At 67.3% G+C, this 24,661-nt stretch carries 24 protein-coding genes; 16 read left to right on the top strand and 8 right to left on the bottom strand.

The window, feature by feature from the left end; all coding sequences use genetic code 11:
- The first annotated feature begins 24 nt into the window (after positions 1 to 24).
- The 5 genes from hemB to AB6806_RS03580 all read left to right on the top strand — a co-directional run bounded on the left by hemB (position 25) and on the right by AB6806_RS03580 (position 4,791).
- Positions 25 to 1,080: a porphobilinogen synthase gene (gene hemB / locus AB6806_RS03600; protein ID WP_142020704.1), complete on the top strand. Its 1,056-nt coding sequence runs from the start codon at positions 25 to 27 to the stop codon at positions 1,078 to 1,080.
- A 33-nt stretch (positions 1,081 to 1,113) separates the two neighbouring features.
- Positions 1,114 to 1,536, top strand: coding sequence for a GatB/YqeY domain-containing protein (locus tag AB6806_RS03595; RefSeq protein WP_142020703.1), 423 nt, complete (start codon positions 1,114 to 1,116; stop codon positions 1,534 to 1,536).
- A gap of 65 nt (positions 1,537 to 1,601) precedes the next feature.
- A complete protein-coding gene (locus AB6806_RS03590) occupies positions 1,602 to 2,942 on the top strand; it encodes a branched-chain amino acid ABC transporter permease (RefSeq protein ID WP_142020702.1) in 1,341 nt (446 codons plus the stop codon).
- Between the two features lie 74 nt (positions 2,943 to 3,016).
- Positions 3,017 to 4,261: a threonine ammonia-lyase gene (locus AB6806_RS03585; protein ID WP_370954123.1), complete on the top strand. Its 1,245-nt coding sequence runs from the start codon at positions 3,017 to 3,019 to the stop codon at positions 4,259 to 4,261.
- Positions 4,262 to 4,317: 56 nt separating this feature from the next.
- A complete protein-coding gene (locus AB6806_RS03580; protein ID WP_051988508.1) occupies positions 4,318 to 4,791 on the top strand; it encodes an RDD family protein in 474 nt (157 codons plus the stop codon).
- A 3-nt stretch (positions 4,792 to 4,794) separates the two neighbouring features.
- On the opposite strand, the gene AB6806_RS03575 is transcribed toward AB6806_RS03580, so the two are convergent.
- Positions 4,795 to 5,625 carry a class I SAM-dependent methyltransferase gene (locus AB6806_RS03575; protein ID WP_142020700.1) on the bottom strand — a complete coding sequence of 277 codons (831 nt, stop codon included), beginning with the start codon at positions 5,623 to 5,625 and terminating at the stop codon, positions 4,795 to 4,797.
- An 86-nt stretch (positions 5,626 to 5,711) separates the two neighbouring features.
- Here AB6806_RS03575 and AB6806_RS03570 point away from each other — a divergent pair, with 86 nt between their 5' ends.
- The 4 genes from AB6806_RS03570 to AB6806_RS03555 all read left to right on the top strand — a co-directional run bounded on the left by AB6806_RS03570 (position 5,712) and on the right by AB6806_RS03555 (position 9,483).
- On the top strand, positions 5,712 to 6,476 hold the full coding sequence (locus AB6806_RS03570; protein WP_142020699.1) for an arginyltransferase: 765 nt from the start codon (positions 5,712 to 5,714) through the stop codon (positions 6,474 to 6,476).
- Between the two features lie 204 nt (positions 6,477 to 6,680).
- Complete coding sequence (locus AB6806_RS03565; protein ID WP_142020698.1) at positions 6,681 to 7,706, top strand: DUF2336 domain-containing protein; 1,026 nt, start codon at positions 6,681 to 6,683, stop codon at positions 7,704 to 7,706.
- 104 nt (positions 7,707 to 7,810) lie between these two features.
- Positions 7,811 to 8,419, top strand: coding sequence for an outer membrane protein (locus AB6806_RS03560; RefSeq protein ID WP_038368326.1), 609 nt, complete (start codon positions 7,811 to 7,813; stop codon positions 8,417 to 8,419).
- 203 nt (positions 8,420 to 8,622) lie between these two features.
- Positions 8,623 to 9,483, top strand: a complete 861-nt coding sequence (locus tag AB6806_RS03555; RefSeq protein WP_142020696.1) for a peptidoglycan-binding domain-containing protein — start codon at positions 8,623 to 8,625, stop codon at positions 9,481 to 9,483.
- A 34-nt stretch (positions 9,484 to 9,517) separates the two neighbouring features.
- On the opposite strand, the gene parC is transcribed toward AB6806_RS03555, so the two are convergent.
- The 3 genes from parC to AB6806_RS03540 form a co-directional block, all read right to left on the bottom strand.
- Positions 9,518 to 11,764 carry a DNA topoisomerase IV subunit A gene (gene parC / locus AB6806_RS03550; RefSeq protein WP_038368327.1) on the bottom strand — a complete coding sequence of 749 codons (2,247 nt, stop codon included), beginning with the start codon at positions 11,762 to 11,764 and terminating at the stop codon, positions 9,518 to 9,520.
- A gap of 180 nt (positions 11,765 to 11,944) precedes the next feature.
- Positions 11,945 to 12,691 (bottom strand): DNA repair protein RecO, encoded by a 747-nt coding sequence (gene recO, locus AB6806_RS03545; RefSeq protein WP_142021047.1) that lies wholly within the window; start codon positions 12,689 to 12,691, stop codon positions 11,945 to 11,947.
- Between the two features lie 141 nt (positions 12,692 to 12,832).
- Positions 12,833 to 13,213: a tautomerase family protein gene (locus tag AB6806_RS03540; protein WP_113254681.1), complete on the bottom strand. Its 381-nt coding sequence runs from the start codon at positions 13,211 to 13,213 to the stop codon at positions 12,833 to 12,835.
- A gap of 122 nt (positions 13,214 to 13,335) precedes the next feature.
- Between AB6806_RS03540 and AB6806_RS03535 the strand changes: the two genes are divergently transcribed.
- Positions 13,336 to 14,181 (top strand): LysR family transcriptional regulator, encoded by an 846-nt coding sequence (locus AB6806_RS03535; RefSeq protein ID WP_370954122.1) that lies wholly within the window; start codon positions 13,336 to 13,338, stop codon positions 14,179 to 14,181.
- A gap of 57 nt (positions 14,182 to 14,238) precedes the next feature.
- Here the strand turns inward: AB6806_RS03535 and AB6806_RS03530 are convergent, their stop codons facing one another.
- The 3 genes from AB6806_RS03530 to AB6806_RS03520 all read right to left on the bottom strand — a co-directional run bounded on the left by AB6806_RS03530 (position 14,239) and on the right by AB6806_RS03520 (position 18,958).
- The gene (locus AB6806_RS03530) at positions 14,239 to 16,452 is read right to left on the bottom strand and encodes a RelA/SpoT family protein (RefSeq protein WP_038368850.1); all 2,214 of its coding nucleotides are present in this window, start codon (positions 16,450 to 16,452) and stop codon (positions 14,239 to 14,241) included.
- Between the two features lie 158 nt (positions 16,453 to 16,610).
- On the bottom strand, positions 16,611 to 17,000 hold the full coding sequence (rpoZ, locus tag AB6806_RS03525) for a DNA-directed RNA polymerase subunit omega (protein ID WP_038368333.1): 390 nt from the start codon (positions 16,998 to 17,000) through the stop codon (positions 16,611 to 16,613).
- A gap of 239 nt (positions 17,001 to 17,239) precedes the next feature.
- Positions 17,240 to 18,958, bottom strand: coding sequence for an ATP-binding protein (locus AB6806_RS03520; RefSeq protein ID WP_370954121.1), 1,719 nt, complete (start codon positions 18,956 to 18,958; stop codon positions 17,240 to 17,242).
- 234 nt (positions 18,959 to 19,192) lie between these two features.
- On the opposite strand from AB6806_RS03520, the gene AB6806_RS03515 reads away from it, so the two are divergent.
- Together AB6806_RS03515 and acpS are read left to right on the top strand one after the other, a co-directional pair.
- Positions 19,193 to 19,945: a pyridoxine 5'-phosphate synthase gene (locus AB6806_RS03515; RefSeq protein ID WP_370954306.1), complete on the top strand. Its 753-nt coding sequence runs from the start codon at positions 19,193 to 19,195 to the stop codon at positions 19,943 to 19,945.
- Positions 19,946 to 19,954: 9 nt separating this feature from the next.
- Positions 19,955 to 20,359: a holo-ACP synthase gene (gene acpS / locus AB6806_RS03510; protein ID WP_370954120.1), complete on the top strand. Its 405-nt coding sequence runs from the start codon at positions 19,955 to 19,957 to the stop codon at positions 20,357 to 20,359.
- A gap of 90 nt (positions 20,360 to 20,449) precedes the next feature.
- Here acpS and aqpZ read toward each other — a convergent pair whose 3' ends face one another.
- Entirely contained in the window at positions 20,450 to 21,175 is a 726-nt protein-coding gene (gene aqpZ / locus AB6806_RS03505; protein WP_038368335.1) for an aquaporin Z, read from the bottom strand.
- A 457-nt stretch (positions 21,176 to 21,632) separates the two neighbouring features.
- Here aqpZ and lepB point away from each other — a divergent pair, with 457 nt between their 5' ends.
- Genes lepB through AB6806_RS03485 form a run of 4 tightly spaced genes read left to right on the top strand, consistent with a single transcriptional unit; the run spans position 21,633 to position 24,605 of the window.
- The gene (gene lepB / locus AB6806_RS03500; RefSeq protein ID WP_038368337.1) at positions 21,633 to 22,400 is read left to right on the top strand and encodes a signal peptidase I; all 768 of its coding nucleotides are present in this window, start codon (positions 21,633 to 21,635) and stop codon (positions 22,398 to 22,400) included.
- Entirely contained in the window at positions 22,397 to 23,128 is a 732-nt protein-coding gene (gene rnc / locus AB6806_RS03495; RefSeq protein ID WP_260368319.1) for a ribonuclease III, read from the top strand. The genes lepB and rnc overlap by 4 nt, the downstream gene beginning before the upstream one ends.
- Positions 23,121 to 24,032 (top strand): GTPase Era, encoded by a 912-nt coding sequence (gene era, locus AB6806_RS03490; RefSeq protein ID WP_142020692.1) that lies wholly within the window; start codon positions 23,121 to 23,123, stop codon positions 24,030 to 24,032. The genes rnc and era overlap by 8 nt, the downstream gene beginning before the upstream one ends.
- 21 nt (positions 24,033 to 24,053) lie before the next feature.
- On the top strand, positions 24,054 to 24,605 hold the full coding sequence (locus tag AB6806_RS03485) for a sugar O-acetyltransferase (RefSeq protein WP_142020691.1): 552 nt from the start codon (positions 24,054 to 24,056) through the stop codon (positions 24,603 to 24,605).
- Positions 24,606 to 24,661 lie beyond the last annotated feature (56 nt).

Genomic DNA, 24,661 nt, shown 5'->3' with positions numbered 1-24,661 from the left:
GACGTCGTCATTTGAGGCATCGCCATGGAATCCCGGGTCGTCAGGCCGTTCCCCCATCCTGAGTCGCGCCAGAGCGAGGCCCAGGCCGCCCCCTCGCTCGGACTGACGCGCCGCATGCGCCGCAACCGCAAGGCCGAGTGGTCGCGACGGCTGGTGCGCGAGACGCGGCTGACGACCGACGATCTGATCTGGCCGATCTTCCTGATGGACGGGCAGCAGGCCCGCACGCCGGTGGAATGGATGCCCGGCGTCGACCGGCTGAACATCGACGAGGCCGTCCGGCAGGCGGCCGAGGCGGCGGCACTCGGCATCCCCGCCATCGCCCCCTTCCCCTATGTCGAAAAGGCGCTGCGCGACTCGACGGGCTCGGAGGCGCTGAGCAGCGAAAACCTGATGTGCCGCGCCGTGCGGGCGATCAAGCGGGAGGTGCCGCAGATCGGCATCATCTGCGACGCCGCGCTCGACCCCTACACCTCGCACGGCCATGACGGCGTGATGGATGGCGAGCGCATCCTGAACGACGCCAGCGTCGCGATCCTCGTCCGGCAGGCGCTGGCGCTGGCCGATGCCGGTGCCGACGTGATCGCCCCTTCCGACATGATGGACGGGCGCGTCGGCGCGATCCGCGCCGCGCTCGACGCCGCCGGCCAGGAGGACGTGCAGATCATGGCCTATGCGGCCAAATATGCGTCCGCCTTCTACGGCCCGTTCCGGGACGCCATCGGCACCAATGCGACGCTGATCGGCGACAAGCGCACCTACCAGATGGACCCGGCCAACACCGACGAGGCCATCGCCGAGGTCGCGCTCGATCTCGAGGAAGGTGCCGACATGGTGATGATCAAGCCCGGCCTGCCCTATCTCGACGTGGTGGCGCGGGTGAAGGACCAGTTCCGCGTGCCGACCTTCGCCTATCAGGTCTCCGGCGAGTACGCGATGCTGATGGCCGCCGTGCAGAATGGCTGGCTCGACGGCGACAAGGCGATGCTGGAGAGCCTGCTCGCCTTCAAGCGAGCCGGCGCCGACGGCGTGCTGACCTATTTCGCGCCGCGCGTGGCGAAGATGCTGAAGGCGGGCTGAACTTTCCGGTCCCAGACGATTTCGGCTCGTTCGGTGGGTGCCGAATGGTTTTCCGCTCCGCTCGAAAGCGACGACGATTTCAGCATGATGACGGATGAGAGCCAGAGCTTCCTGGCGCGACTGAAGGCCGACCTGCGAACGGCGATGCGAGAGCGCAAATCCGCCGAGGTAACGGTGCTACGCGAATTGATCGCCGCGATCGACAATGCCCAGGCCGTTCCAGTCGGCGATCGACACGACAGCTATGTGTTTCACGCATTCGGCGACAGCGCGGTCGAAGTCCCACGCAAGGTGCTGGGCAAGGACGAGCTGCGCCGATTGGTCGAAGCCGAAATCCACAGCCGAAACGACGCAGCGAAGACGTATCGCAGCCTCGGGCGCGACGACAAGGCTCAGGATCTGTCTGATGGAGCACAGACCCTGAATCGATATCTCGATCCGCCCGATCTGAGCTAGCGGCACACCACCCACTCCAAAGCCATGTTTCAAACGGCACGGGCAAGCGCTACCGTTGCCGCCGCATGCGCCCGCTCCTCCTGCCGATTCTGGTTGCCGTCCTCGTGGCCCTCGCCGGTTGCGGCGAAGACTTCGACACCGACCAGACGCGGCTGTGCCGGCAGGCGATCCCGCCGCTCAACCCGCCGGGAGCGCATATCGAGATCGAACGGATGACGGTCGGCCCGGTGCGGCGGGCCCTGCGCCTGCTCTACCGGATGCAGCTCGGCGACGGCGTCGCGCGGCATCGCAGCATCGACTGCCTGTTCGGCACGGACGACAAGGGGCTCGGGCGGCCGACGCTGATCGGCATCGCCTCGGACGGGCAGCCGATGTCGGATGCCAGCTTCTATTTCCTGCGCCGGTTCTATCTCGAGGATCGCAGCGAGCCGCCGCCGGATCCGGCCGCGCCCACGGCGTCGGACCTGCCCGCCGTGCCGGCCGGCCTCGCCTATGGCCTGCAGCAGGCGCTGAGCGGCCTGCCCTCGGCAGCGATCTACGGGCTGCTCGCCGCCGCTTATGCGCTCGTCTACGGGCTGACCGGGCGGATCATCCTGTGCTTCGGCGAATTCGCCGCGCTCGGGGCGCTGGCCTCGGTGGTCGGGGTGGCGCTGCTGCTCTCGCTCGCCGTCTCGACGCCGCTGACGGGGCTCGCCGTCGCCTTCACCGTGGCGATCCTCGTCTCGGCGCTGCACGGCTTCGCCATGGGCCGCTTCGTGCTGCGCCATCTCGAACGCGCCAGCGGCCAGCAGATGCTGATCGCGACGATCGGCCTTTCGATCGCGCTTTCGGAATATCTGCGCCTCGCCCAGGGGCCGCAATTGCGCTGGCTGCCGCCGGTGTTCAACGCTCCCGTGGCGCTCGTCCATGCCGGCGATTTCATCGTGACGCTCAACCCGGTCGCGACCCTCCTGACGCTGATCGGGTTGGGCGCCACGCTCGGGCTGGTGCAGCTCATCCGCCGCACCGCCTATGGCCGGGCCTGGCGGGCGGTCGCCGATGACGAGGGCACGGCGGCGCTGTTCGGCGTCGATGCACGCGCCGTGCGCGACATCGCCGTCATCATCGCCTGCGCGCTCTGCGGCATGGCGGGCGTCATCGTCACGGTGATCTATGGCGGCATGGGCTTCGCCGGCGGCTTCTCGCTCGGCCTCAAGGCGCTGGTCGCGGCCATTCTCGGCGGCATCGGCTCGGTGCCGGGCGCGGCGCTGGGCGGATTGTTCATCGCCGGCTTCGAGGCGGTCTGGTCGGCGACGCTGCCGATCGAGCAGCGCGACCTCGCGGTCTATCTGCTGCTCGCCATCGTGCTGATCTGGCGCCCCGGCGGCTTCTTCGGCGACAGCGAATTGACGCCGCGCCAGGTTTGACGACAGCCTGCGGCATCGGCTTCCGTCCGAAAACACATTTGCCTTTCGCCCCCGGACGAGACACGGACCTCATCATGACCGAGACCTTCGCGATCACGCCCGAGGACATCGACGCCGCCGCGGGGCGGATCGCAGGCCATGTCCTGCGCACGCCGCTGGTGCCGGCGCCGCGCCTCTCCGAGCTCACGGGCGCGCAGGTCATGGTCAAGCATGAGAACATGCAGGCGACCGCCTCCTTCAAGGAGCGCGGCGCGGTCAACAAGCTGCTCTCGCTCAGCGAGGACGAGCGGGCCCGCGGCGTCATCGCCATGTCGGCCGGCAACCATGCCCAGGCGGTGGCCTATCACGCCAAGCGCTTCGGCATCCCGGCGACCATCGTGATGCCCGAGACGACGCCATTGGTGAAGGTCGAGAACACCCGCGCCCATGGCGCGCGCGTCGTGCTCCATGGCGAGACGCTCTATGAATCCGCGCAGAAGGCACGCGAGCTCGCCGGCGCCGAGCAGCTCGTCTTCGTCCACCCCTATGACGATGCCGCGGTGATGGCGGGCCAGGGCACCGTCGCGCGCGAGATGCTCGCCGACGAGCCCGATCTCGACATGCTGATCATCCCGCTCGGCGGCGGCGGGCTGATGGCCGGCAACGCCGTCGCCGCCAAGGCGATCAAGCCCGGCATCGAGCTGATCGGCGTCGAGGCCGACCTCTACCCCTCCTTCTTCAACGCCGTGAACGGGCAGGACCGCCCCATCGGCGGGGCGACGCTGGCCGAGGGCATCGCGGTCAAGACCGTCGGCCAGATGACGCTGCCGATCGTCTCGAAGCTGGTTTCCGACATCGTGCTCGTCGGCGAAGACCTGATCGAGCGCGCCGTCAACGCCTATGCCTGCCTGCAGCACAGCCTGGCGGAAGGCGCCGGCGCGGCCGGGCTCGCGGCGATGCTGAAGGAGCCGGAGCGCTATGCCGGGCGCAAGGTCGGGCTCGTGCTCTGCGGCGGCAACATCGACACCCGCCTGCTCGCCGCGATCATGGTGCGCGAGCTGGAGCGGGAGGACCGTATCGTCGCCTTCCGCCTGACCAGCAGCGACCGGCCCGGCCTGCTCGGCAAGATCGCGAGCCTTCTCGGCGATGAGGGGGCCAATATCCTCGAGGTCAGCCATGGCCGGCTTTTCCTCGACGTGCCGGCGAAAGGCGTCTCGCTCGACGTCACGGTCGAGACGCGCGGCGAGGCACATTCGCGCGCGATCGAGGACATGCTGGCGAAAAATGGCTTCGCGCCCCGGCGCATCCTGCCGCGTGGCCTTGCGGAACCGACGCGCTGATCAAACATTGTTGCCCGGGTGCGCATTCCCGCGCGCCGTCATGAGGATCGAGTTCGATGAGCGATACCCGCTACGGCCAGCCGCCGATCACGGCCCTGGAGCAGCGTCCCTACCAGAACGTCAGCGGCGTCCTGGGCTCGCGGCTCTTCGCCTGGATCATCGACATCGTCGTGCTGTTCTTCCTCGGCTGGCTGGTCTTCCTGCTGCTGGTGGTGCTCGGCCTCGTCACCTTCGGCGCGACCTGGTTCCTGATCCCGGCGGCCGCCTTCGTGACGGCGCTGGGGTATGCGGCTTTGACGGTCGGCGGCCGGCGCCAGTCGACCTGGGGCATGCGCGTCGCCGGCTTGCGGGTCGAGACCGCGGATGGCGGGCGGCCGGACGGCCTCGTCGCGGCGGTGCATGCGCTGTTCTTCTACGTCGCGGCCGGAACGGTGGCGCTGTGGCTCATCGACATCGGCTGCGGCCTCTTCCGCTCCGATCGGCGCCTCGGCCATGACCTGCTGACCGGCCTCGTGGTCGTGCGGGCTTGAGGGCTAAAACCGGAAGCGCAGCAGGCGGCCGATTCGCGAGAAGGCCGGGATCATCTCCATGACCGGCACGGCCATTCGCGCGAACAGGGACAGGCGCGCGATCTGGTCGAGGTCGTAGCCGCGCGAACCATAGCCTGTGAGCTCCTCCACCAGCTCGAGCCGGGGAAGCTGCCGGAGCAGTTCCTCCGGCTCGTCGAGCGCCCAGTGCAAAGCCGCGCCGGTGGCGCGGATGGAGGGCTGCCAGGCGATCAGGATGAGCCCGAGCTGGCTATAGGCATCGAAGGCCAGCTCGCCCCCGGGCAGATGCCCGGTCACGCGTTCCAGCAGCAACGGCACCTCCTCCGACGGCAAATAGGGCAACAGCCCTTCGGCGATGACGAAGGCCGGCCTGTCCCGCGGCACGGCTTCGAGCCATTCCGGCTCGGTCACCGAGGAGCCGAGCAGCACACAGCCGTCGCGGGCCGGGTAGAGGCGCTGCCGCAGGGCGATCACGTCCGGGTAGTCGACGTCGAACCAGCGGACGGTTTCGGGCGGCGCGATCCTGAAGACGCGGCTGTCCAGCCCGCAGCCGAGATGAAGCACCGTCGCATCCGGGTGTCGCCCCAGAAAATCGCGTGTCCAGCCATCGATGAGGTGAGCCCGCAAGGCGACGCCGATCATGATGTCGCGGTCGACCCTCAGCCGGTCGAAATCGTAGTCGATCCCCGCCAGGGCCTGCGCGGCAAAGCGGTCCTTCAGCAGGGTATCGGGCAGCTGGCTCTCGCCGGCCTTGGCACAGAGCGTGACGAGAAGCGTTTCGCGCGCGCCGTGGAGAACTACCTTTTCACCGGCCATCGCGTCCTCCCGATCTCGCATCGCGCTTGTTGCCGCCGCTGCCGATGCTACATTGAAGGGCGGAAGCTTCCGGGGAGCCAGCCGACGTGACGCGCCCGTTGCGGGATGCCCCGCAATTCTACCTCACTTCGCCGACCGCGTGTCCCTATTTGCCGGGCCGCGAGGAACGGAAGGTGTTCACCCATCTCGTCGGACCGCGCGCCGGCGACCTCAACAACGTGCTGTCGCAAGGCGGATTCCGGCGTTCGCAGAGCATCGCCTACCGCCCGGCCTGCGAGGTCTGCCGGGCCTGCGTCTCGGTGCGCGTCTGCGTCGACGATTTCCGCTACTCGCGCGGCTTCCGCAAGGTGCTGGCCCGCAACAGCGACCTGATCGGCGAGGCCCGCCCGCCGCAGCCGCGCTCCGAGCATTATTCCCTGTTCCGCTCCTATCTCGACGAGCGGCATCCGGATGGCGGCATGGCGACGATGTCGGCGCTCGACTTCGCGATGATGGTCGAGGACACCCATGTCGAGACCAGCCTGATCGAGTATCGGCGGCGCGGACCGGATTCGGGCTTCACCGGGCGCGGCCAGGGCGACCTCTTCGCCATGGCGCTGACCGACACGCTGAACGACGGCCTGTCGATGGTCTATTCGGTCTATGATCCCGGGCTGGAGCTCCGCTCGCTCGGCACCTTCATGGTGCTCGATCACATCGCGCGCGCCCGCAGGCTCGGGCTGCCTTACGTCTATCTCGGCTATTGGGTCGATGGCTCGCCCAAGATGTCCTACAAGGCCCGGTTCCTGCCGCAGGAGCGGCTGACGCCGCAGGGCTGGGAGCGGGTCGAGACGAACGCTCCCACCGCGTGAAGCGCATCGCGACGCCAGCGAACCGAATTCCGCAACCTATGAGGGCATTCTCTCAAGAATGATCGCATTCCCATAGGGCGTCGGGCCATACGGTCAGGGATCGGCGTATCCGCCCCCGTTTTCCCCGAAAAAGCGCAATCGGCTTAAGAGTAAATCAAGTCCGCATCTCGCATTGTCCCGGCACCTGATCGCCTGGGGGGCTTCATGCTGCGCGACCTGACCCGGATGCCGGCCGAGATGTCGTCGGATTCGCGCCGGCAGTTGCTCAATGCCGTCACGGACCTGTTCCTGCTGGACCAGGAGCCGAGCAAGGTCAGCAAGGAGCATTACGGCGACATCGCGGTGACGTCGCTCTCCCATCTCGGCGACGAGGACCGCCAGAGCTATGCCGATCGCGTCGCGGCGCTGCCGAGCCTGCCGCGCAACGTCGCCGTCACGCTCGGCGGCGACGACAATGTCGAGGTGGCGCGGCTGGTCCTGACCCTGTCCCCGGTCCTCACCGACACCGATCTCGCCGCCATCGCCGTCAGCCAGACGCAGCAGCATCTCGCGGCCATCGCCGAGCGCGCGCGCCTGTCCGAGAGCGTCACCGACATCCTGGTCGAGCGCGGCGACCGGACCGTTCTCTCAACCGTCAGCGCCAATGAGGGCGCCGCCTTCTCGGATCGCGGCTTCGACCGGCTGCTGGAGCGCGGCACCGGCGATGCGGGCATCGCCGGCAACCTCGCCCGGCGCTCGGATCTCGCACCGAAACGGGCTGAACGGGTGCTGCGCATCGTCGAGCAATTGTCGGACAGCCCTGGCGCTGCGGGGACACCGACCGAGGAAGCGGTCTCGCTCGCCCGGCAGGCCCGCCAGCAGCGTCTGGAAGTGAAGCTCCTGCTCTCCGATCTCACCGCCAAGGTGCGCGAGGTCGACGACGTCCTGACCATGCTGGCCGACGAGGACCGGGCCTTCCACCTGGCGCAGGTCTTGTCGCAAGTCGCCGAGATCACCCCCGAGCAGGCGCTGCGCGTGCTGATGCAGCGCAATGCCAGCGGCATCGCGGTGACCTGCCGCTCGCTCGGCGTCGGCATGACGGCCTTCCGCGCCATCCTGCAACTGCGGGCGCGGCGCCTCTATTTCTCCTCGCGCGACATCGACGACGACGTCGACGCCTATGCCAAGCTCGACCTCGCCACCGCCGAGCGGACGCTGCGCTTCCTCAAGCTGCGCACCAAGATCGCCTGAGCCGCTAGGCGCGCCTGCGCGGAGCGGCCGCGCCACAAAACGGCGACATTCGCCGGACCTCATGCTAAGCTCCAGCAGGTATTTGCCGTGAGGATGCCTTCGACGTGAGATTTCCGGTCGTTTCCGCCGCCGTGACCGCCGCCGGGCTGGCTCTGTTTGCGGCCGCCGGAACGGCACGGGCCCAGACCTCCCTCCCGCTCACCGGCTTCGCCTCGCTGCCCTCCTTCGCCTGGGACGCGCCCTCGCTCTCACCGAAATGGGAGGGCTCCTATGCGCGCATCTCCTCCGGCTTCCAGGTGACGAGCGGCAAGCATATGCGCACCAGCGCGGGGCCGACCTTCGGCCTCGAAATGGGAACGATGCGGCAGGAGGGCAATTTCGTCTACGGCATCGTCGGCGCGCTCGACTACTCGCCCACCCTCGGAGGCTACGGCACGCCGAGCTTCGGCAATGTCGCCTATACCCGCGATTTCGCCGGCGCGTTCCAGATCAAGACCGGCGTGCTCGTGACGCCGGACGTGCTGGTCTACACCAAGGTCGGCATGTCCGCCGCGAACGAGACCTGGCGCTATGGCGCGACGAGCGTCTCCCCACCCTTCAGCCAGAGCGATATCGCGGTCAGGCCCGAGGCGCGAGCCGGCGTGGAATGGGCCGTTACCGACAAGCTGACGCTCGGCGTCGAGGTCGGCGTGGTCGGCCAACGGCTTCGCTGACGGAGTCGGCGCCGACACCGGCGGGGCGGCATCCCGCGCATCGCCCCGAGATTTCGCCCTCGTCCTCCAAACTGATGATCCCGCCGCTCGCGGACACAATAAGCTGCGCCTGACCGGACGTTCCCGGATCGGGCGAGCGTGCCGCGGGCCGGCAGCCCGGATCCCCGTCGCCCGGCTTCGAACTCCTCAGGCGAGGCGAAGCGATGGCGCGCAATCTCAGCAAGGGCATGAGCGGCCAGGATGTGCGGATCCTCCAGGACCGGTTGAACTACCATCTGCGCCGCGAAACCCCGCTCGCGCTCGACGCCATCTTCGGGCCGAAGACTCATGAGCGGGTGAGCAAATTCCAGACGCTTCACGGGCTGACGAAGGACGGCATCGTCGGCCCAAGGACCCGCGCCATCCTGTTCGAAGTCGAAACCTTCCCGGCGCAGGTCCTCGTCTTTCCCGAATTGACGCGGCCGACCTTCGGAGCCGGCGCGGCTTCGGGAATCAAGCCGCCGCAGCTGATCCCGCCGCTGACGCTGCCAGGCACCGCGCCCAAGCAGCCGCAATTCGTCCTGCAGCCCCCGGTCATCCTGGGCCCTCAATTGAGCCTGGCGGGGGTCTCCTCGGCGTCCTTCTCACCGGTGAGACAGCCGAGCCTGCTCAACCTGACCTTCACGCTCGTGCCGGTGCAGGACCCGAGCGACCCGGTCGTGCGATCGACGCAGAACATCGTCAAGCTGGTCCAGGACATCCCGGTCAACAGCAGGTTCAAGGCTCAGATCCTGTCGTTCATCCCGAAGCCGTTCAAGTCGATCAGCGAGCCGACGGCCGGGCTCGATGTCGATATCGGGATCCCGAAATATTCCCCGCTCGATCCCAACAAGATCAGCCAATCCGGCAGCGCGCAGTACAATCTCCGGCTCACCGGGCGGCCGGGCGGAGCGACGCCGCTCGTCATGCTGCAAGGCCGGGCCGAAGGCGAGATCGAAATCGACTACACCGGCAAGGCGCAGTCGAACTATTTCAAGGCGACCGTCACCTGCAATTTCTTCCTCGGCGTCGTCGGGACTTTTTGACCGGACCGCCGCAGGCATCGCGACCTTAAGCCCGTCAGCCGCCGAAGCTGTTGCTCTTCGGGAAGCCCTTGGGCGGCAGACGGCCGGACTCGGCGCGGTGGCCGAGCCATTCGAGCAGATCGCCCTGCGGCACCGTCCAGGTCCGGCCGGAGGTGTCGAGCCAGGTCAGTCCATCAGCCAGCTTGAAGGTCTTGGCGTCGGAGAGGCCGCCATCCTTGTAGCGCTGCAGGCGCACGCCCTTGCCGCGCCCCATCTCCGCGACTTCCGAGATCGGGAAGCAGAGCAGCTTGCGGTTCTGACCGATGATCGCGACATGGTCGCCATCGGCCGGCACGGCCAGCATGGCGACGGTCGTTCCATCGACATTCAGGACCTGCCTCCCTTTACGCGTATTGGCGACGACGTCGTCCGCAGGCGCGACGAAGCCCCTGCCCTCGCTCGTCACCATCAGCAGCTTCGAACCAGGCTTGTAGGCGAAAGCCGAGACGATCTCGGCCGTCTCCTCGAGCTCGATCATCAGGCGGATCGGATCGCCGAAGCCGCGCCCGCCCGGCAGCTTCGAGGCCTCCAGCGTGAAGACCTTGCCGTTCGAGGCGAGCACCAGCACCTTCGCCGTCGTCTCGGTGAAGAAGGCCGTCTGGAGCGTGTCGTCGCCCTTGAAGGAGAAGCTGGACTTGTCCTGGACATGGCCCTTCAGCGCGCGGATCCAGCCCTTCTTCGAGATCACGACCGTGATCGGCTCGCGCTCGACCATGGCCTGAGTCAGGTCGATATCGGTGGTATCGGGCATATCCGCGAAATCGGTGCGGCGCTTGCCGATCGCCGTCTCCGGGCCGAAGGTCTTCTTCACCTGGCGGATGTCCCAGGCGATGGTCTTCCACTGGGTCGCCTCGGAGCCGAGCAGTTCCTCGATCTGCCCCTTCTCCTTGGTCAATTCGTCGAGCTCGGTCTTGAGCTGCATCTCCTCGAGCTTGCGCAGCGCGCGCAGGCGCGTGTCGAGGATCGCGTTGGCCTGGACCTCGGTGAGCTCGAAGACCTTCATCAGCTCGATCTTCGGCTCGTCCTCCTCGCGGATGATTTTGATCACCCGGTCGAGGTCGAGATAGACGATCAGCAGGCCGCGCAGGATTTCCAGCCGCTTGTCGATCTGGCCGAGCCGGAAGCGCGAGCGCCGCTGGAGCACCTCGCGGCGATGGTCGAGCCAGGCGCGCAGCGCCTCGGCGAGGCCGAGCACGCGCGGCACCAGCCCGCCGGTCAACACGTTCATGTTCATCGGAATGCGCGCTTCGAGCTCGGAGAGCCTGAACAGCGATTCCATCATCAGGTTGGCATCGACATTGCGGGCGCGCGGCTCGATGACGATGCGGATGTCCTCTGCGGATTCGTCGCGCAGGTCGGCGACCAGAGGCAGCTTCTTGTCGTTGAGCAACTCCGCGATCTTCTCGATCAGCCGGCCCTTCGAGACCATGTAGGGGATCTCGGTGACGACGACCTGCCAGGCGCCCCGCTCAAGGTCCTCCTTCAGCCAGCGCGCGCGGGTGCGGAAGGCGCCGCGCCCGGTGCGGTAGGTCTCCGCCATCGAGGCGCGGGTCTCGACGATGATGCCGCCGGTCGGGAAATCCGGCCCGGGCACGAAGGTCATGAGCTGCTCGGAGGAGGTCTCCGGGTGCTGGATCAGGTAGAGCGCGGCGTCGCAGAGCTCGGCCGCGTTGTGCGGCGGGATCGAGGTCGCCATGCCGACCGCGATGCCCTGCGAGCCGTTGGCGAGCAGGTTCGGGAAGGCGGCCGGCAGTACGACCGGCTCCTCGTCCTCACCGTTATAGGTCTCGCGGAAATCGACCGCGTCCTCGTCGATGCCGTCGAGGAGCAGGCGCGCGACCTCGGTCATGCGCGCTTCGGTGTAACGATAGGCGGCGGCGTTATCGCCGTCGATATTGCCGAAGTTGCCCTGCCCGTCGACGAGCGGGTAGCGCTGGGCGAAATCCTGCGCGAGGCGCACTAGCGCGTCATAGACCGACTGGTCGCCATGCGGGTGGAACTTACCGATGACGTCGCCGACGATGCGGGCGCATTTCTTGTGGACCTGGCCGGGGTCGAGCCGGAGCAGACGCATCGCATGGATGATGCGCCGGTGGACCGGCTTCAAGCCGTCGCGCGCATCCGGCAGGGCGCGGTGCATGATGGTGGAGAGCGCATAGGCGAGATAGCGTTCTTCGAGCGCCGATTTCAGATCGATGCGCTCGGCTCCATCCTCCGGCGGCGGATCGATCGGTTTGCCCATACGCTGTCAGCCCTCTTCCCGTCCAAATTCGCGCCGACCCTGATCGTCTGGAGCATTGCTCCCTGCGGAAACCGGCACCCGCTTCTTCGCGCCATGCTCTATGGCACAGCACGAATCAGCCCGCCAGAACAATGCAGGTACGCACGCATGCGCGCAAACGCCGGAGCGGCCATTTTGCGTTCAATCGGTGGATGAATTCGCGGCCAAGCGCGTCGCCAGCTCGACCAGCCGGGCGCGCTCCGGCGGCTCCTGCAAGCCGCGCGGCTCGAAGAGGTGCCGGCGCAGGAAAAAGCCGGTCAGGGCGAAGCCCGACAGGATGTCGGCGGCGGAGGGCTGGCGTCCGCCCTGCCCCTCGACGAGAAAGGCCGGGAGCTTCAGCAGCCGGTCGAGATAGGGCTGCGCCGCCGGGCGGCTGACGGCCTTGCCGGATTTCGGTGAGACATGGCTGAGGTCATCGGGCGTGCCGGTCACGGCGCAGCGGGCGAGATCGAGCCCGAAACCGAGCTCGGAGAGCATGGCAAGCTCGAAGCGCACCACCAGCGGCGGGGCGAGCTGCGGCTCGTCGAGATGCTCGACGAGGACGGCGAGCCCCTCATAGAGACCCGGATGCGGATCGCGCTCCGGCAGGAGACGCAAGAGGCCCGCAATGGTCGCCAGCCCATAGAGCGCGACCGGTGTGGCCATCAATCGCGCGGCATGGGAGGTCAGCAACTCCACCTTGTACTCGCCGAGATGCTCGTCGAGACGAGCCCGCCATGTCAGCGCGACCCGGTTGCCGGGCTGGAGCAGCGGCTGCGTCTTCTGCGAGCGCCCGCCGCGAACGAGGCCGAGATGGCGGCCGTGGAAGCGCGTCATCACCTCCAGGATCACGGCGCTTTCGCCATGCCCCCTCAGCCCGATGACGGTGCCCTCGTCGACCCATTCCATGGACTGGATGTAGGGCAGACAAGCGCAGGAAGGAACCGCGTCATGGTCGGGCTTGCCCCGACCGTCTCGGAAACGAGCTATCTTGTCATGAGATTCTCGGGTCTGCGCTTCGCTTCGCCCGAGAACGACGCCTCGTCGGTTTCACACATATTGCGCGATGCCGCCGCCGAAGGACCAGTTCTCGCGTGCCGTCTCGACGAGATTGATGAAGATGTCGTCGGAGCGCAGGCCCGGATCGCGGCGCAAATTCTCGTGGATCCTCGCGAACAATGCCTTCTTCTGCGTCACGCCGCGCGAGGCGCTGACGGTGATCTGGATGACCACCATCGCATCCGAGCGATCGAAGCCGAAATACTTGGCGTCGTAGATGAACTCGCCGGCATCGTGCTGGTGGACCAGCGCGAAGAGATCGCCCTCAGGCACCTCGAAGGTCTCGCGCAGCGCCTTGTAGACGCCATCGACGATGGCGGCGGGCTCGGAGGCCGGGCGGCCGCGGCGCATGGAAATCCGGATCAGGGGCATGGTCGTCTCCTTTGGCGGCGAAGCGCGATCCCGCGCCGATCGCCGATGGAGAGAAGCTAGCGTTGAAACAACAAACATAAAACCGTATCATACGAGATATCAGAGATACGGATTCTTGATTGATGAGCTCCCCTGCCCTCGACGTGGACGCCGTCGCCGCCTTCCTGCAAGCGGCCGAGCTCGCCAGCTTCACACGCGCGGCGGAGGCGCTCGGCTCGACGCAATCGCTGGTCAGCACCCGGATCAAGCGTCTCGAAACCACGCTCGGCCGGCTGCTGCTGCAACGCCATCCGCGCCTCGTGCGGTTGACGCCGGAAGGCGAGCGCTTCCTGCCGGCGGCGCGGGAATTCCTGGCGGCGCATGGCCGCGCGCTCGCGGCCTTCACCGAGGAGCCGGAGCGTATCGCGGTCGGCATCAGCGAACAGGCGGCGGGGCCCGACATCCCGCTCCTGCTCTCGCGGCTGGCGGCGCATGATCCCGGCCTCGTCGTCAATCTCCGGATCGAGCCGTCAAGCCTGCTGGAAGCCGCCTTCGAGGCCGGGGAACTCGACGTCGTGCTGGTCCGGCGGGTCGGGGGAGGCAGGACCGGCGAGGTGCTGCGCGAGGATATCTTCGGCTGGTTCGCCTCGCCTGCGCTGATGCCCTGGCCGGACGCGCCGCTGCCGATGATCAGCCTCGTCACCGAGTGCCGCCTGCGCCGCCATGCCATCGAGGCGCTGACCCGCTGCGGCCGCCCCTGGCGCGAAGCCTTCATCGGCGGCGGCATGGCGGCGGTGCTGGCGGCGGTCTCGGGTGGGTTGGGCGTCAGCCCGCTCGCCAGCCGCATCGCGCCGCGCGACGCGGTCGATGTCGGGGCGGATTGGGGCCTGCCGCCGCTCGGCCGCTCGCAGGTCGTGCTGCGCAGCCAGGTTTCCAGCGCGCGCGGGCGCTCCTTCGTCCGCGAACTCGCGGCGGCGTTCCGGGGGTGAGCCTCGCGGTAAGGCTGCCGTCATCGGGAATGACGGACCTGCCCTGGAAGAACGGCCCTATCCCAGCACGCGCTCGACCCGGCTGATCTGACGCTTCTCACGCAATTCGCTGATGATCGCCGAGAGGTGCTTCAGGTCCCAGACCGTCAGATCGATGGTCACATCGGTGAAGTCCGGATTGGGCCGGTTCATCTGGACGGCGTCGATATTGCCATCATGCTCCGCGATGATCGTGGTGATCTGGGCGAGCGAGCCCGGCTCGTTGATCGACTTCAGCGCGATCCGCGCCGGGAAGCGCTGCGGCACCTTGTCGTCGAGATCCCAGCGGACATCGAGCCAGCGATCGGGCTCGTTGTCGAAGGCGGCAAGCGCTGGCGACTGGATCGGGTAGATCGTCACCCCCTCGCCCGCCGTCAGGATGCCGACGATGCGGTCGCCCGGCACGGCGCCGCCTTGCGGCGAGAAGCGCACCGGCAGGTCGCGCCCAAGGCCCCGGATCGGAATGGCGTCGGCGCTGGGCTCGCCCGGCAGCTTGAACTTCAGGTTCTCGCCCTTGCCGAGCTCGAACCAGCCCTTGCCGCTCGCCGTGGCCGCGGCCGGCTTGGGCTCGCCGGCCGTGCGCTTCTCCGGCTCCAGATCGGGGTAGACGGCCTTGACCACATCGCCCGAATACATCTCGCCGCGGCCGACGGCGGCCAGCACATCGTCCACGGTGCTGCGCGCGAGGCGCTTCAGCGCCGCCTTCAGCTTCTCGTCGGAGAAGGCCTTCTCGGCACGCGAGAAGGCGCGTTCGAGGATCTGGCGGCCCAGGCCGGCATATTGCCGGCGCACCGCGACACGGGTGGCGCGGCGGATGGCGGCGCGGGCCTTGCCGGTGACGACGAGGGATTCCCAGGCGGCAGGCGGAGCCTGCCCCTCGGCGCGGGTGATCTCGACCTCGTCGCCGTTCTGCAATTCGGTCAGCAGCGGGGCGATGCGGCCGTTGATTTTGGCGCCGACGGCGCTGTTGCCGACATCGGTGTGGACGGCATAGGCGAAGTCGATCGGCGTCGCGCCGCGCGGCAGGGCGATGAGCCGCCCCTTCGGCGTGAAGCAGAAGACCTGGTCGTGGAAGAGCTCGAGCTTGGTGTGCTCCAGGAACTCCTCGGGGCTGTCGCCCTCGGCCAGCAGATCGACGGTGCGGCGCAGCCATTGATAGGCGCGGCTCTCGTCGACGAGCTGCATCGGCTCGCCGGGGCGGCCATCCTTGTAGTGGGCATGGGCGGCGATGCCGTATTCGGCGATGCGGTCCATCGAATCGGTGCGGATCTGCAATTCGACGCGGCTGTGGCCGGGGCCGACCACCGTGGTGTGGATCGAGCGGTAGTCGTTCTGCTTGGGCGTCGAGATGTAGTCCTTGTAGCGGCCCGGCACCATCGGCCAGGTCATGTGGACGATGCCGAGGACGCGGTAGCAATCCTGCGGCTTCTCGACGATGACGCGGAAGCCGAAGATGTCCGACAACTGCTCGAAGGAGACGGATTTCCGCTCCATCTTCTTCCAGATCGAATAGGGGCGCTTGCGGCGGCCATGGACCTCGGCCTCGATGCCGCTGGCCGCGAGCTTGTCTTTCAGGTCGCGCTCGATCTCGCCGATGACCTTGCCCTCGCGCGCGGTCACCTCCTCCAGCCGCTTGGTGACGGTGGCATGCGCCTCCGGCTTGATATGGCGGAAGGCGAGCTCCTCCAGCTCCTCGCGCAATTCCTGCATGCCCATGCGGCCGGCAAGCGGGGCGTAGATCTCGATCGTCTCCTCGGCGATGCGCAGGCGCTTTTCCGGCGGGACGAAATGCAGGGTGCGCATGTTGTGCAGCCGGTCGGCCAGCTTCACCAGCAGCACGCGGATATCGTCGACGATGGCGAGCAGGAGCTTGCGGAAATTCTCGCCCTGCGCCGCCTTCTTCGAGACGAGGTCCAGCTTCTTGATCTTGGTGAGCCCGTCGACGAGCCGGCGGATATCCGGCCCGAAGAGGTTCTCGATCTCCTCCAGCGTCGCCGCCGTGTCCTCGACCGTGTCGTGCAGCACCGCCGCGACGATGGTGGCATCGTCGAGCTTCAGGTCCGTCAGGATCGCGGCGACTTCGAGCGGATGCGCGAAGAAGGGATCGCCGGAGGCGCGCTTCTGCGTGCCATGGGCGCGCATGGCATAGACATAGGCCCGGTTGAGCAGGTCCTCGTCGGTACTCGGATTGTAGCTCCTGACCCGGTCAACGAGCTCATATTGCCGCATCATGCCCATGCGGGCCCCAGCCTCAGCCTACGATCATTGCAACGCATTATTATTTGCACAGGTCTGGGCGGCAGCAAGGCGCTTTTCCGAGTATCGGGCATGAAAAAGCCCGGCAGTGCCGGGCTTTAGAGCAAAACGGTGAAGAAATTCCCCGACGGGAATCAATCCTCGTCGTCGGCGCTCTCGGTCGGCGGCACAAGGCCGTCGAGACCGCGCAGCAGGTCTTCCTCGCTCATGCGATCGAACTGGACTTCGTTGTCCGAGGTCGCGGCGCTCGTGGGGCTGGCGAGCAGCGGGACGGTCTCCGGCTCCGGCTCGTCGACCTCGACATGCTTCTGCAGCGAGTGGATCAGCTCTTCCTTCAGATCCTCGGGCTTCAGCTTCTCTTCGGCGATCTCGCGGAGCGCGACGACGGGGTTCTTGTCGTTGTCGCGCGCCACCAGGATCGAAGAGCCCGAAGCGATGTTCCGAGCGCGATGAGCCGCGAGCAGGACCAGCTCGAAGCGGTTGTCGACCTTGTCGATGCAGTCTTCAACGGTAACGCGAGCCATGGCGGCTCCTTCCGATCTCGGCGATGCAGGGAGATGAATCTGCGACGGCCATACAGGCAAAGCCGCCGCGATGCAAGAATTTCGCTGGCTGAGATACAAGCCACCGGCGGCAAACGTCAACCGAGCGGCCGCCCTCCGCGGTCATTCCGGACAAGCCGCATCGCGGCGCCGATCCGGAATCCATCATAGAGCACGGCACCTTCGATGGATTCCGGGTCAAGCCCGGAATGACGGTGGATTCAGGCGCGCATCCGCCGCACCAGATCGTCGAGCGTCGGGTCAAAGCGCGCGCCCTCCTCCGCCGCGGCCTTGCCGCCCATGGCCGGCAGCTCGTGCGGCGCGAGCGCGGCGAAGCGCATGCGCATGGTCGTCGCCACGCCTTCGCCGAAGGCGATGGCCTCGCGGTTGCCGATCGAGGAGAGGAAGGCGATCGTGCTGGCGGAGGCGTCCGAGATCGCCGAGCGGATGATCTGCTGGTCGCGCTCATTGGCGAGGCGCATCGCGAAGATCGTCGAGCACTGCGACATGATCGTCGGGTCGAGTTCGCCCGGGCGCTGGGTCACGACGCCGAGATAGGCGCCGTATTTGCGGCCTTCCTTGGCGATGCGGGCGATGGCCTGGCGCGTCGGCGCGAAGCCGAGCTGAGGGTCGGACGGCACATAGCGATGCGCCTCCTCGCAGAGCACGAGCACCTCGATCGCTCCCTGGCTGGCGACCGCCAGCTCGAAAGCGAGGCGCGACAGCACGGAGGCGACCGCATTGACCACCTCGCCCGGCAGGCCGCCGAGCTGGAAGGCCGTGATCGGGCGGCCATGCATGGGAACGCGGAAGATCTGGCCGAGGATCGGCGCCATGGTCTCGTACATGTTGGCGCGGCCGAACATGAAGCGATAGCGCGGATCGGCATGGAGCGATTCCAGCCGGACCTTGAGCGAGCGCAGCGCGGCGCGGGGCCAGCGCTGCTCGTGCAGGCCGATCAATTCGTCGATGATGGCGAAGACGTCCTTGAGCCGGTAGGGCGTCGGCGCATCATGGCTCGCCTGGGCCTGCACCGGCTCCGGCCCGGCCGCGCGCGGGCCGCCGATATCGAGCGGGCGCTTCAGCAGCGAGGAACCGAGATCCCGCGCCAGATCCGGCGCGGTCGGCGTGCGGTAGCGGGTGCGCGCCGCGGCCACGACCTCGCGCAGGATGTCGGGCTCGTCGTCCAGCGCCGGACGCCCGCGGAAGACGACCTCGGCCAGCTCCTCCTGCTTGAACATCCAGAACGGCAGATCGAGCGCGTCGCCGTCGATCGTCAGCGCAAGCTCGGGAAAGGCGCTCGAATATTCGTTGTGCGGGTCGAGGACGAGCACGCGCAGGCGCGGGCGGACGGCGACGGCCTTGCGCAGCAGCAGCGCGACCGCGCTCGACTTGCCGACGCCGGTGGTGCCCAGCAGCGCGAAATGGCGGGAGAGCATGTCCTGGATGTTCACGGTCGCGGGGATGCTCGCATCCTGCGTGATCTGGCCGATCACCACGCCGCCGCGTTCGCCGAGATCATGGACCAGCGCGAGATCGCCGGTACGGATGCGGTGCGCGACGGCGCCGATCGGCGGATAGTTGGTGATACCGCTCTGGAAGCGCGTCTTGCCGTCCGAGCCCTCCAGCACCTCGCCGAGGAACTCGACCTCGATCCGGATCGGGTTCTCGGCCGTGTCGGTCCAGGCCGCCTCGACCGCATGCACGCGATAGACCAGCGCCACGATGCGGCTGCTGCCGAGATTGATCGAGATCATGCGGCCGATCGCCCAGGCGTCGCCGGCCAGCCAGCTTCCCGTCGAGACGGCGCTGAGGATCGTGGCGCGCGCGCCATCGCAGGCGATCACGCGGCCGAGCACGCGCTCCGGCGGCTGCTTCGTGTCGCGCCGGTCCGGCATGGCGTCGCTTTCGAAGATGCCCGATTTCACGGCTAGCTGCATCGCCTTCCCCGTCCCTGTCCCGACCATAAGTAGAGACGGCCCGGTTACGATTGACTTCATGGCGGCCGGCTCATGGATTCGCGGTTAGCAAACCGCAAAGCCGTTCGCTCGCCTTGGCCGTGTCGGGGCCCATCTCGCGAACCGATCAGAATTGGTGGCCCTGCCATCACATTCGCTGCATTGAGCCCAGGGGTCCGTTTCGTCTATGCACGGCGATACGAAATAAGGGGGCGGATCATGGCCGAGCGGCTGCGTCTGGGTGTGAACATCGACCATGTCGCGACGGTGCGTAACGCACGCGGCGGCGCCCTGCCCGATCCGGTGCGCGCGGCGCATCTGGCGATCAAGGCGGGGGCTGACGGCATCACCGCCCATCTGCGCGAGGACCGGCGCCATATCCGCGACGAGGACATGGCCCGATTTGCCGCGGAACTGACGAAGCCGCTCAATTTCGAGATGGCCGCCACCGACGAGATGATGGTGCTGGCGGAGCGCTTCCGGCCGCACGCGGCCTGCCTCGTGCCCGAAAAGCGCGAGGAGCGCACCACCGAGGGCGGCCTCGACGTCGTCGGCCAGCAGGCCCAGCTCGCGCCGCGCATCGCCCGGCTGAAGGCCGCCGGCTGCCGTGTCTCGCTGTTCATCGAGCCGGACGAGGCGCCGATCGCGATCGCGGCGAAGCTGGGCGCGCCCGTCGTCGAATTGCATACCGGTAGCTGGTGCCATGCCGTCGCCGATGGCGATGCCGTGAAGGCCGAGGCGGAGTTCCAGCGGCTGAAGAGCGGAGCGGCCTATGCGGCCGGGCTCGGCCTCGAGGTCCATGCCGGACACGGGCTCGACTACGCGACGGCCCGCGAGCTCGCCGCGGTGCCGGCCTTCGCGGAATTCAACATCGGCCATTTCCTGATCGGCGAGGCGATCTTCGTCGGGCTCGAAGCCGCGATCACGGCCATGCGTCAGGCCATGGACGAAGGGCGCGCGGCGATTTAAGTCGGGGTCATGATCCTCGGCATCGGCTCCGATCTCTGCGACATCACGCGCATCCAGAAGTCGCTCGACCGCTTCGGCGAGCGCTTCACCCATCGCATCTTCACTGAGGGCGAGCGGGCGAAATCCGACCGGCGCGCGACGCCGGCTGCGTCCTATGCCCGCCGCTTCGCCGCCAAGGAGGCGTGCTCCAAGGCGCTCGGCACCGGGATGCGTGCCGGTGTGTTCTGGCGCGATATGGAAGTGGTCAACTTGCCCGGCGGGCGGCCGACGATGCGGCTCACCGGCGGCGCGGCCGAGCGGCTGAAGGCGATGACGCCGGCCGATTTCGAGGCCTTCGTCCATGTCTCGCTAACCGACGATCCGCCGATGGCGCAGGCCTTCGTGGTGATCGAGGCTCGGCCGGCTGGCGGCTGAAAGCACGGCGCGCCGTCATCTTCAGCCGAACAAAAAAGGCCGGCGCTGGTGGCGCCGGCCTCATTTTGAGCCTGAAAGCTCGAGCCTGGCTTATTCGGCCGGCTGGGTGCCGCTGACGACGCCCTGCGGCTCGTCGCTCAGCCAACGATAGATCACGCCGCCGAGGATGCCGCCGAGCAGCGGCGCCACCCAGAACAGCCAAAGCTGCTGAAGGGCCCAGCCGCCGACGAACAGCGCCGGGCCGGTGCTGCGGGCCGGATTCACCGAGGTGTTCGTCACCGGGATGCTGACCAGATGGATGAGGGCGAGGCCCAGGCCGATGGCGAGCGGCGCGAAGCCGGCCGGCGCCTTGCCATGGGTCGAACCCATGATGATGAAGAGGAACATCATCGTCATCACGACCTCCATCAGGAAGGCCGAGACGAGGTTGTACTTGCCTGGCGAATGCTCGGCATAGCCGTTCGAGGCGAAGCCGCCGGCGAGATCGAAGCCAGGCGCGCCACGCGCGATGACATAAAGGAGGCCCGCGGCGACGATCGCGCCGACGACCTGCGCCACGATATAGGGGACCACCTGCCCGCCGGGGAAACGCCCGCCGGCCGCGAGGCCGACCGTCACCGCCGGGTTGAGATGGCAGCCGGAGATATGTCCGATGGCATAAGCCATCGTGACGACCGTGAGGCCGAAGGCGAGCGAAACGCCGAGCAGACCGATACCCACATTCGGAAAGCCGGCGGCAATGACGGCGCTACCGCAGCCAGCAAAAGTAAGCCAAAACGTGCCGATGGCTTCGGCGGCATATTTCTTTGCATTCATTAAAATAACCCCCGATTGAATACTCGCGAACACTGGCCTTGCGCCGGAGATTCGTCAACATCCGACCTCCGCGTCCGGAGCATGGACGCCGGCTCAACCTTGCTGCTTCTGCTGCATTGCATCATCGGCATGGCAGGCACCGCAGAAGGCCGCCGTCGCCGCGGAATCGCCATAGTGCGAGCGCCTTAACCTCGGCGAGATCGCCAGGCACGACGGGCGGATCGGCGACCCTGCACCGGGAGAGCGCATGGCGGCCCATCCCCTTGTCAGGGCAGAGGATTGCGCGGAAAAGTGGTTTCCACTTTGCGGCCCGATGCTGTAGACCGCGCGCTGGATCGCAGTCTGGATCACCGCGCGCCCCAGGGGACGCGCGGTGATCCGTATATTTTATGATCGCACCGGATGTGTCCGGAAAGTGGAGTCCGCTTTCCGGTCCGATGCTGCAGGGAGCGCCCGCGTGGCCAACGACGTCGACAGCAAAACCAAGGCGGCCAAGGAAGAAGGCGGCATCCTCGAGACGATCAAGGTGGTCGTCCAGGCCCTTCTGATCGCGCTCGTCATCCGCACCCTGCTGTTCCAGCCCTTCAACATCCCGTCCGGCTCGCTGATCCCGACATTGCTGATCGGCGATTACCTGTTCGTCTCGAAATACACCTACGGCTATTCGCGCTACTCGATTCCGTTCGGGCCTCCGGTGATGTCCGGCCGCGTCTGGGCGGCCGAGCCCAAGCGCGGCGACATCGCCGTCTTCAAGCTGCCGAGCGACAATTCGACCGATTACATCAAGCGCGTCATCGGCCTGCCCGGTGACCGCATCCAGATGATCGAAGGCATCCTCAACATCAACGGCCAGCCGGTGAAGCGCGAGCGCATCGCCGACTATGTCACGAGCGACAATTGGGGCCGCAACGTCCCGGTGATCCGCTATGTCGAGACCCTGCCCAACGGCGTGAGCCACGAGATCATCGAGCGCGAGGGCGACACCGGCACCTTCGACAACACGCAGGTCTTCACCGTGCCGCCCGGCCATTTCTTCATGATGGGCGACAACCGCGACAACTCGCTCGACTCGCGCGACCGCAGCGTCGGCTACGTGCCCTTCGAGAACCTCGTCGGGCGGGCGGAGATCATCTTCTTCTCGATCGACGAGGGCGCTTCGGCCTGGAAGATCTGGGAATGGCCCTCCACGGTTCGCTGGAACCGGATCTTCAGCACCATCAAGTGAGCAAAGCGGCTGAAGGCGGGCGCAAGGCCCCGGACACGGCGCGGCTCGAAGCCACGCTCGGACATCGTTTCAACGACAAGGCCCTGCTGGCGACGGCGCTCACCCATATGAGCGCCGAGGAATTGCGGCTGGCGAGCTATCAGCGCCTGGAATTCCTTGGCGACCGCGTGCTCGGCCTCTCGATCGCGGACATGCTGTTTCGGCGCTATCCGCAATCCGAGGAAGGCGATCTCTCGCGCCGGCTCGCCGATCTCGTGCGCAAGGAGACCTGCGCCGAGGTGGCTCAGAGCTGGAATCTCGGCCAGTTCATGCGGCTCGGCGACGGCGAGATCCTGGGCGGCGCCCGCAAGAACAAGGCGATCCTGGCGGATGCCTGCGAGGCGATCATCGGCGCGGTCTTCATCGATGGCGGCTACGAGGCGGCGCGCGCGCTGGTCGAGCGCGGCTTCGGCGAGCGGCTGATGAAGCCGGTGCGCCCCTTGCGCGACGCCAAGACCGCGCTGCAGGAATGGGCGCAAGGCAAGGGCTACCCGACGCCGACCTATAGCGAGCTCGGCCGCTCGGGGCCGGACCACGCGCCGGTTTTCATGGTCGCGGCGAAGATCACCGGGCTCGAGGACGCGGAAGCGCGCGGTCCATCGAAACGGCTGGCCGAGCAGGCCGCTGCCGAAGCTTTTCTGAAACGCGAGGGTTTGTGGAACGACAAGCCGGAGGGCGACAATGTCTGAGGCCAACCAACCCACACGCTGCGGCTTCGTCGCGCTGATCGGCGCGCCGAATGCCGGCAAGTCGACGCTGCTCAACCAGCTCGTCGGCGCCAAGGTCTCGATCGTCTCGCGCAAGGTGCAGACGACGCGCACGCAGGTGCGCGGCATCGCCCTGTCGGGGCCGACGCAGGTCATCTTCGTCGATACGCCCGGCATCTTCGCGCCCAAGCGCCGGCTCGACCGCGCCATGGTGACGAGCGCCTGGGGCGGCGCCACCGACGCCGACCTGATCGGCGTACTGATCGACGTCGCCCGCTTCGAGCATGAGGAAAACACCGCGCTGCTGGAGAAGCTCTCCGAGCTGAAGCAGCCGAAATTCCTGATCCTCAACAAGATCGACACGGTGGCGAAGGAAAAGCTGCTCGAGATCACCGCCAAGGTGAACGAGCTCGGCCAGTTCGAGGCGACCTTCATGGTCGCGGCACTGACCGGCTACGGCGTCAAGGACATCCTCGTCTGGCTGGAGAAGCGCCTTCCCCTCGGCCCCTGGCTTTACCCGGAGGACCAGATCTCGGACGCGCCGCTGCGCTTCCTCGCCGCCGAGATCACCCGCGAGAAGATCTTCGAGCGGCTGCATGACGAACTGCCCTATCGCTCGACGGTCGAGACCGAGAGCTGGCAGCAGCGGCCCGACGGCTCGGTCCGCATCGAGCAGACGATCTATGTCGAGCGCGAGGGCCAGCGGAAGATCGTGCTCGGCGAAGGCGGCCAGACCATCAAGGCGATCGGCCAGAAGGCGCGCGTCGAGATTTCCGAGGCGGCCGAGGCCAAGGTCCATCTCTTCCTGTTCGTGAAGGTGCGCGAGAACTGGAGCGACGATCCGGAGCGCTATCGCGAGATGGGGCTGGAGTTCCCCAAGGGCTGAGCCGGGCACGGGACAGCCGCCATGCGCAGCGAAAAGGACAGGATGCTCGCGGGCGAGCTCTATCGCGCCGACGATCCCGAACTGGTCGCCGATCAGCGCCGCATCAGCGCCTGGATGGAACGCTTCAACGCCACCACCGCCAGGCCGGAGGAGAGGCCCGCGCTCTTGCGCGAAGCGCTCGGGCATGTCGGGCGCGACGTCACCATCCGGCCGCCCTTCCATTGCGACTACGGCTACAACATCAGCCTCGGCGACGGCGTTTTCCTGAACTTCAACTGCGTCATCCTCGACGTGGTCGCGGTGGCGATCGGCCAGGGCACGCAGATCGGGCCGGGCGTGCAGATCCTGACGGCCGACCATCCGCGCGATCCCGGGGAGCGTGCACGGATGCTGGAATTCGGCCGGCCTGTCGGCATCGGCCGCAACGTCTGGATCGGCGGCGGCGCGATCATCCTGCCCGGCGTCACGATCGGCGACGACGCCATCATCGGCGCAGGCAGCGTGGTCACGCGCGACGTGCCGGCCGGTGCGACCGTCGCCGGCAATCCGGCGCGTCCCCTCGGCCGGAAATGAGCAGGGCATGGACGGGCGCCGGAACGATTGCCGCAAGCCCCGCCCGCTTCACCGGC

Source organism: Allobosea sp. RCC_152_1 (assembly GCF_041360765.1).
Classification (GTDB): Bacteria; Pseudomonadota; Alphaproteobacteria; order Rhizobiales; family Beijerinckiaceae; genus Allobosea; species Allobosea spartocytisi.
The sequence above is the reverse complement of the archived record's forward strand: the minus strand, read 5'-3'. Positions and strand labels throughout refer to the sequence as shown.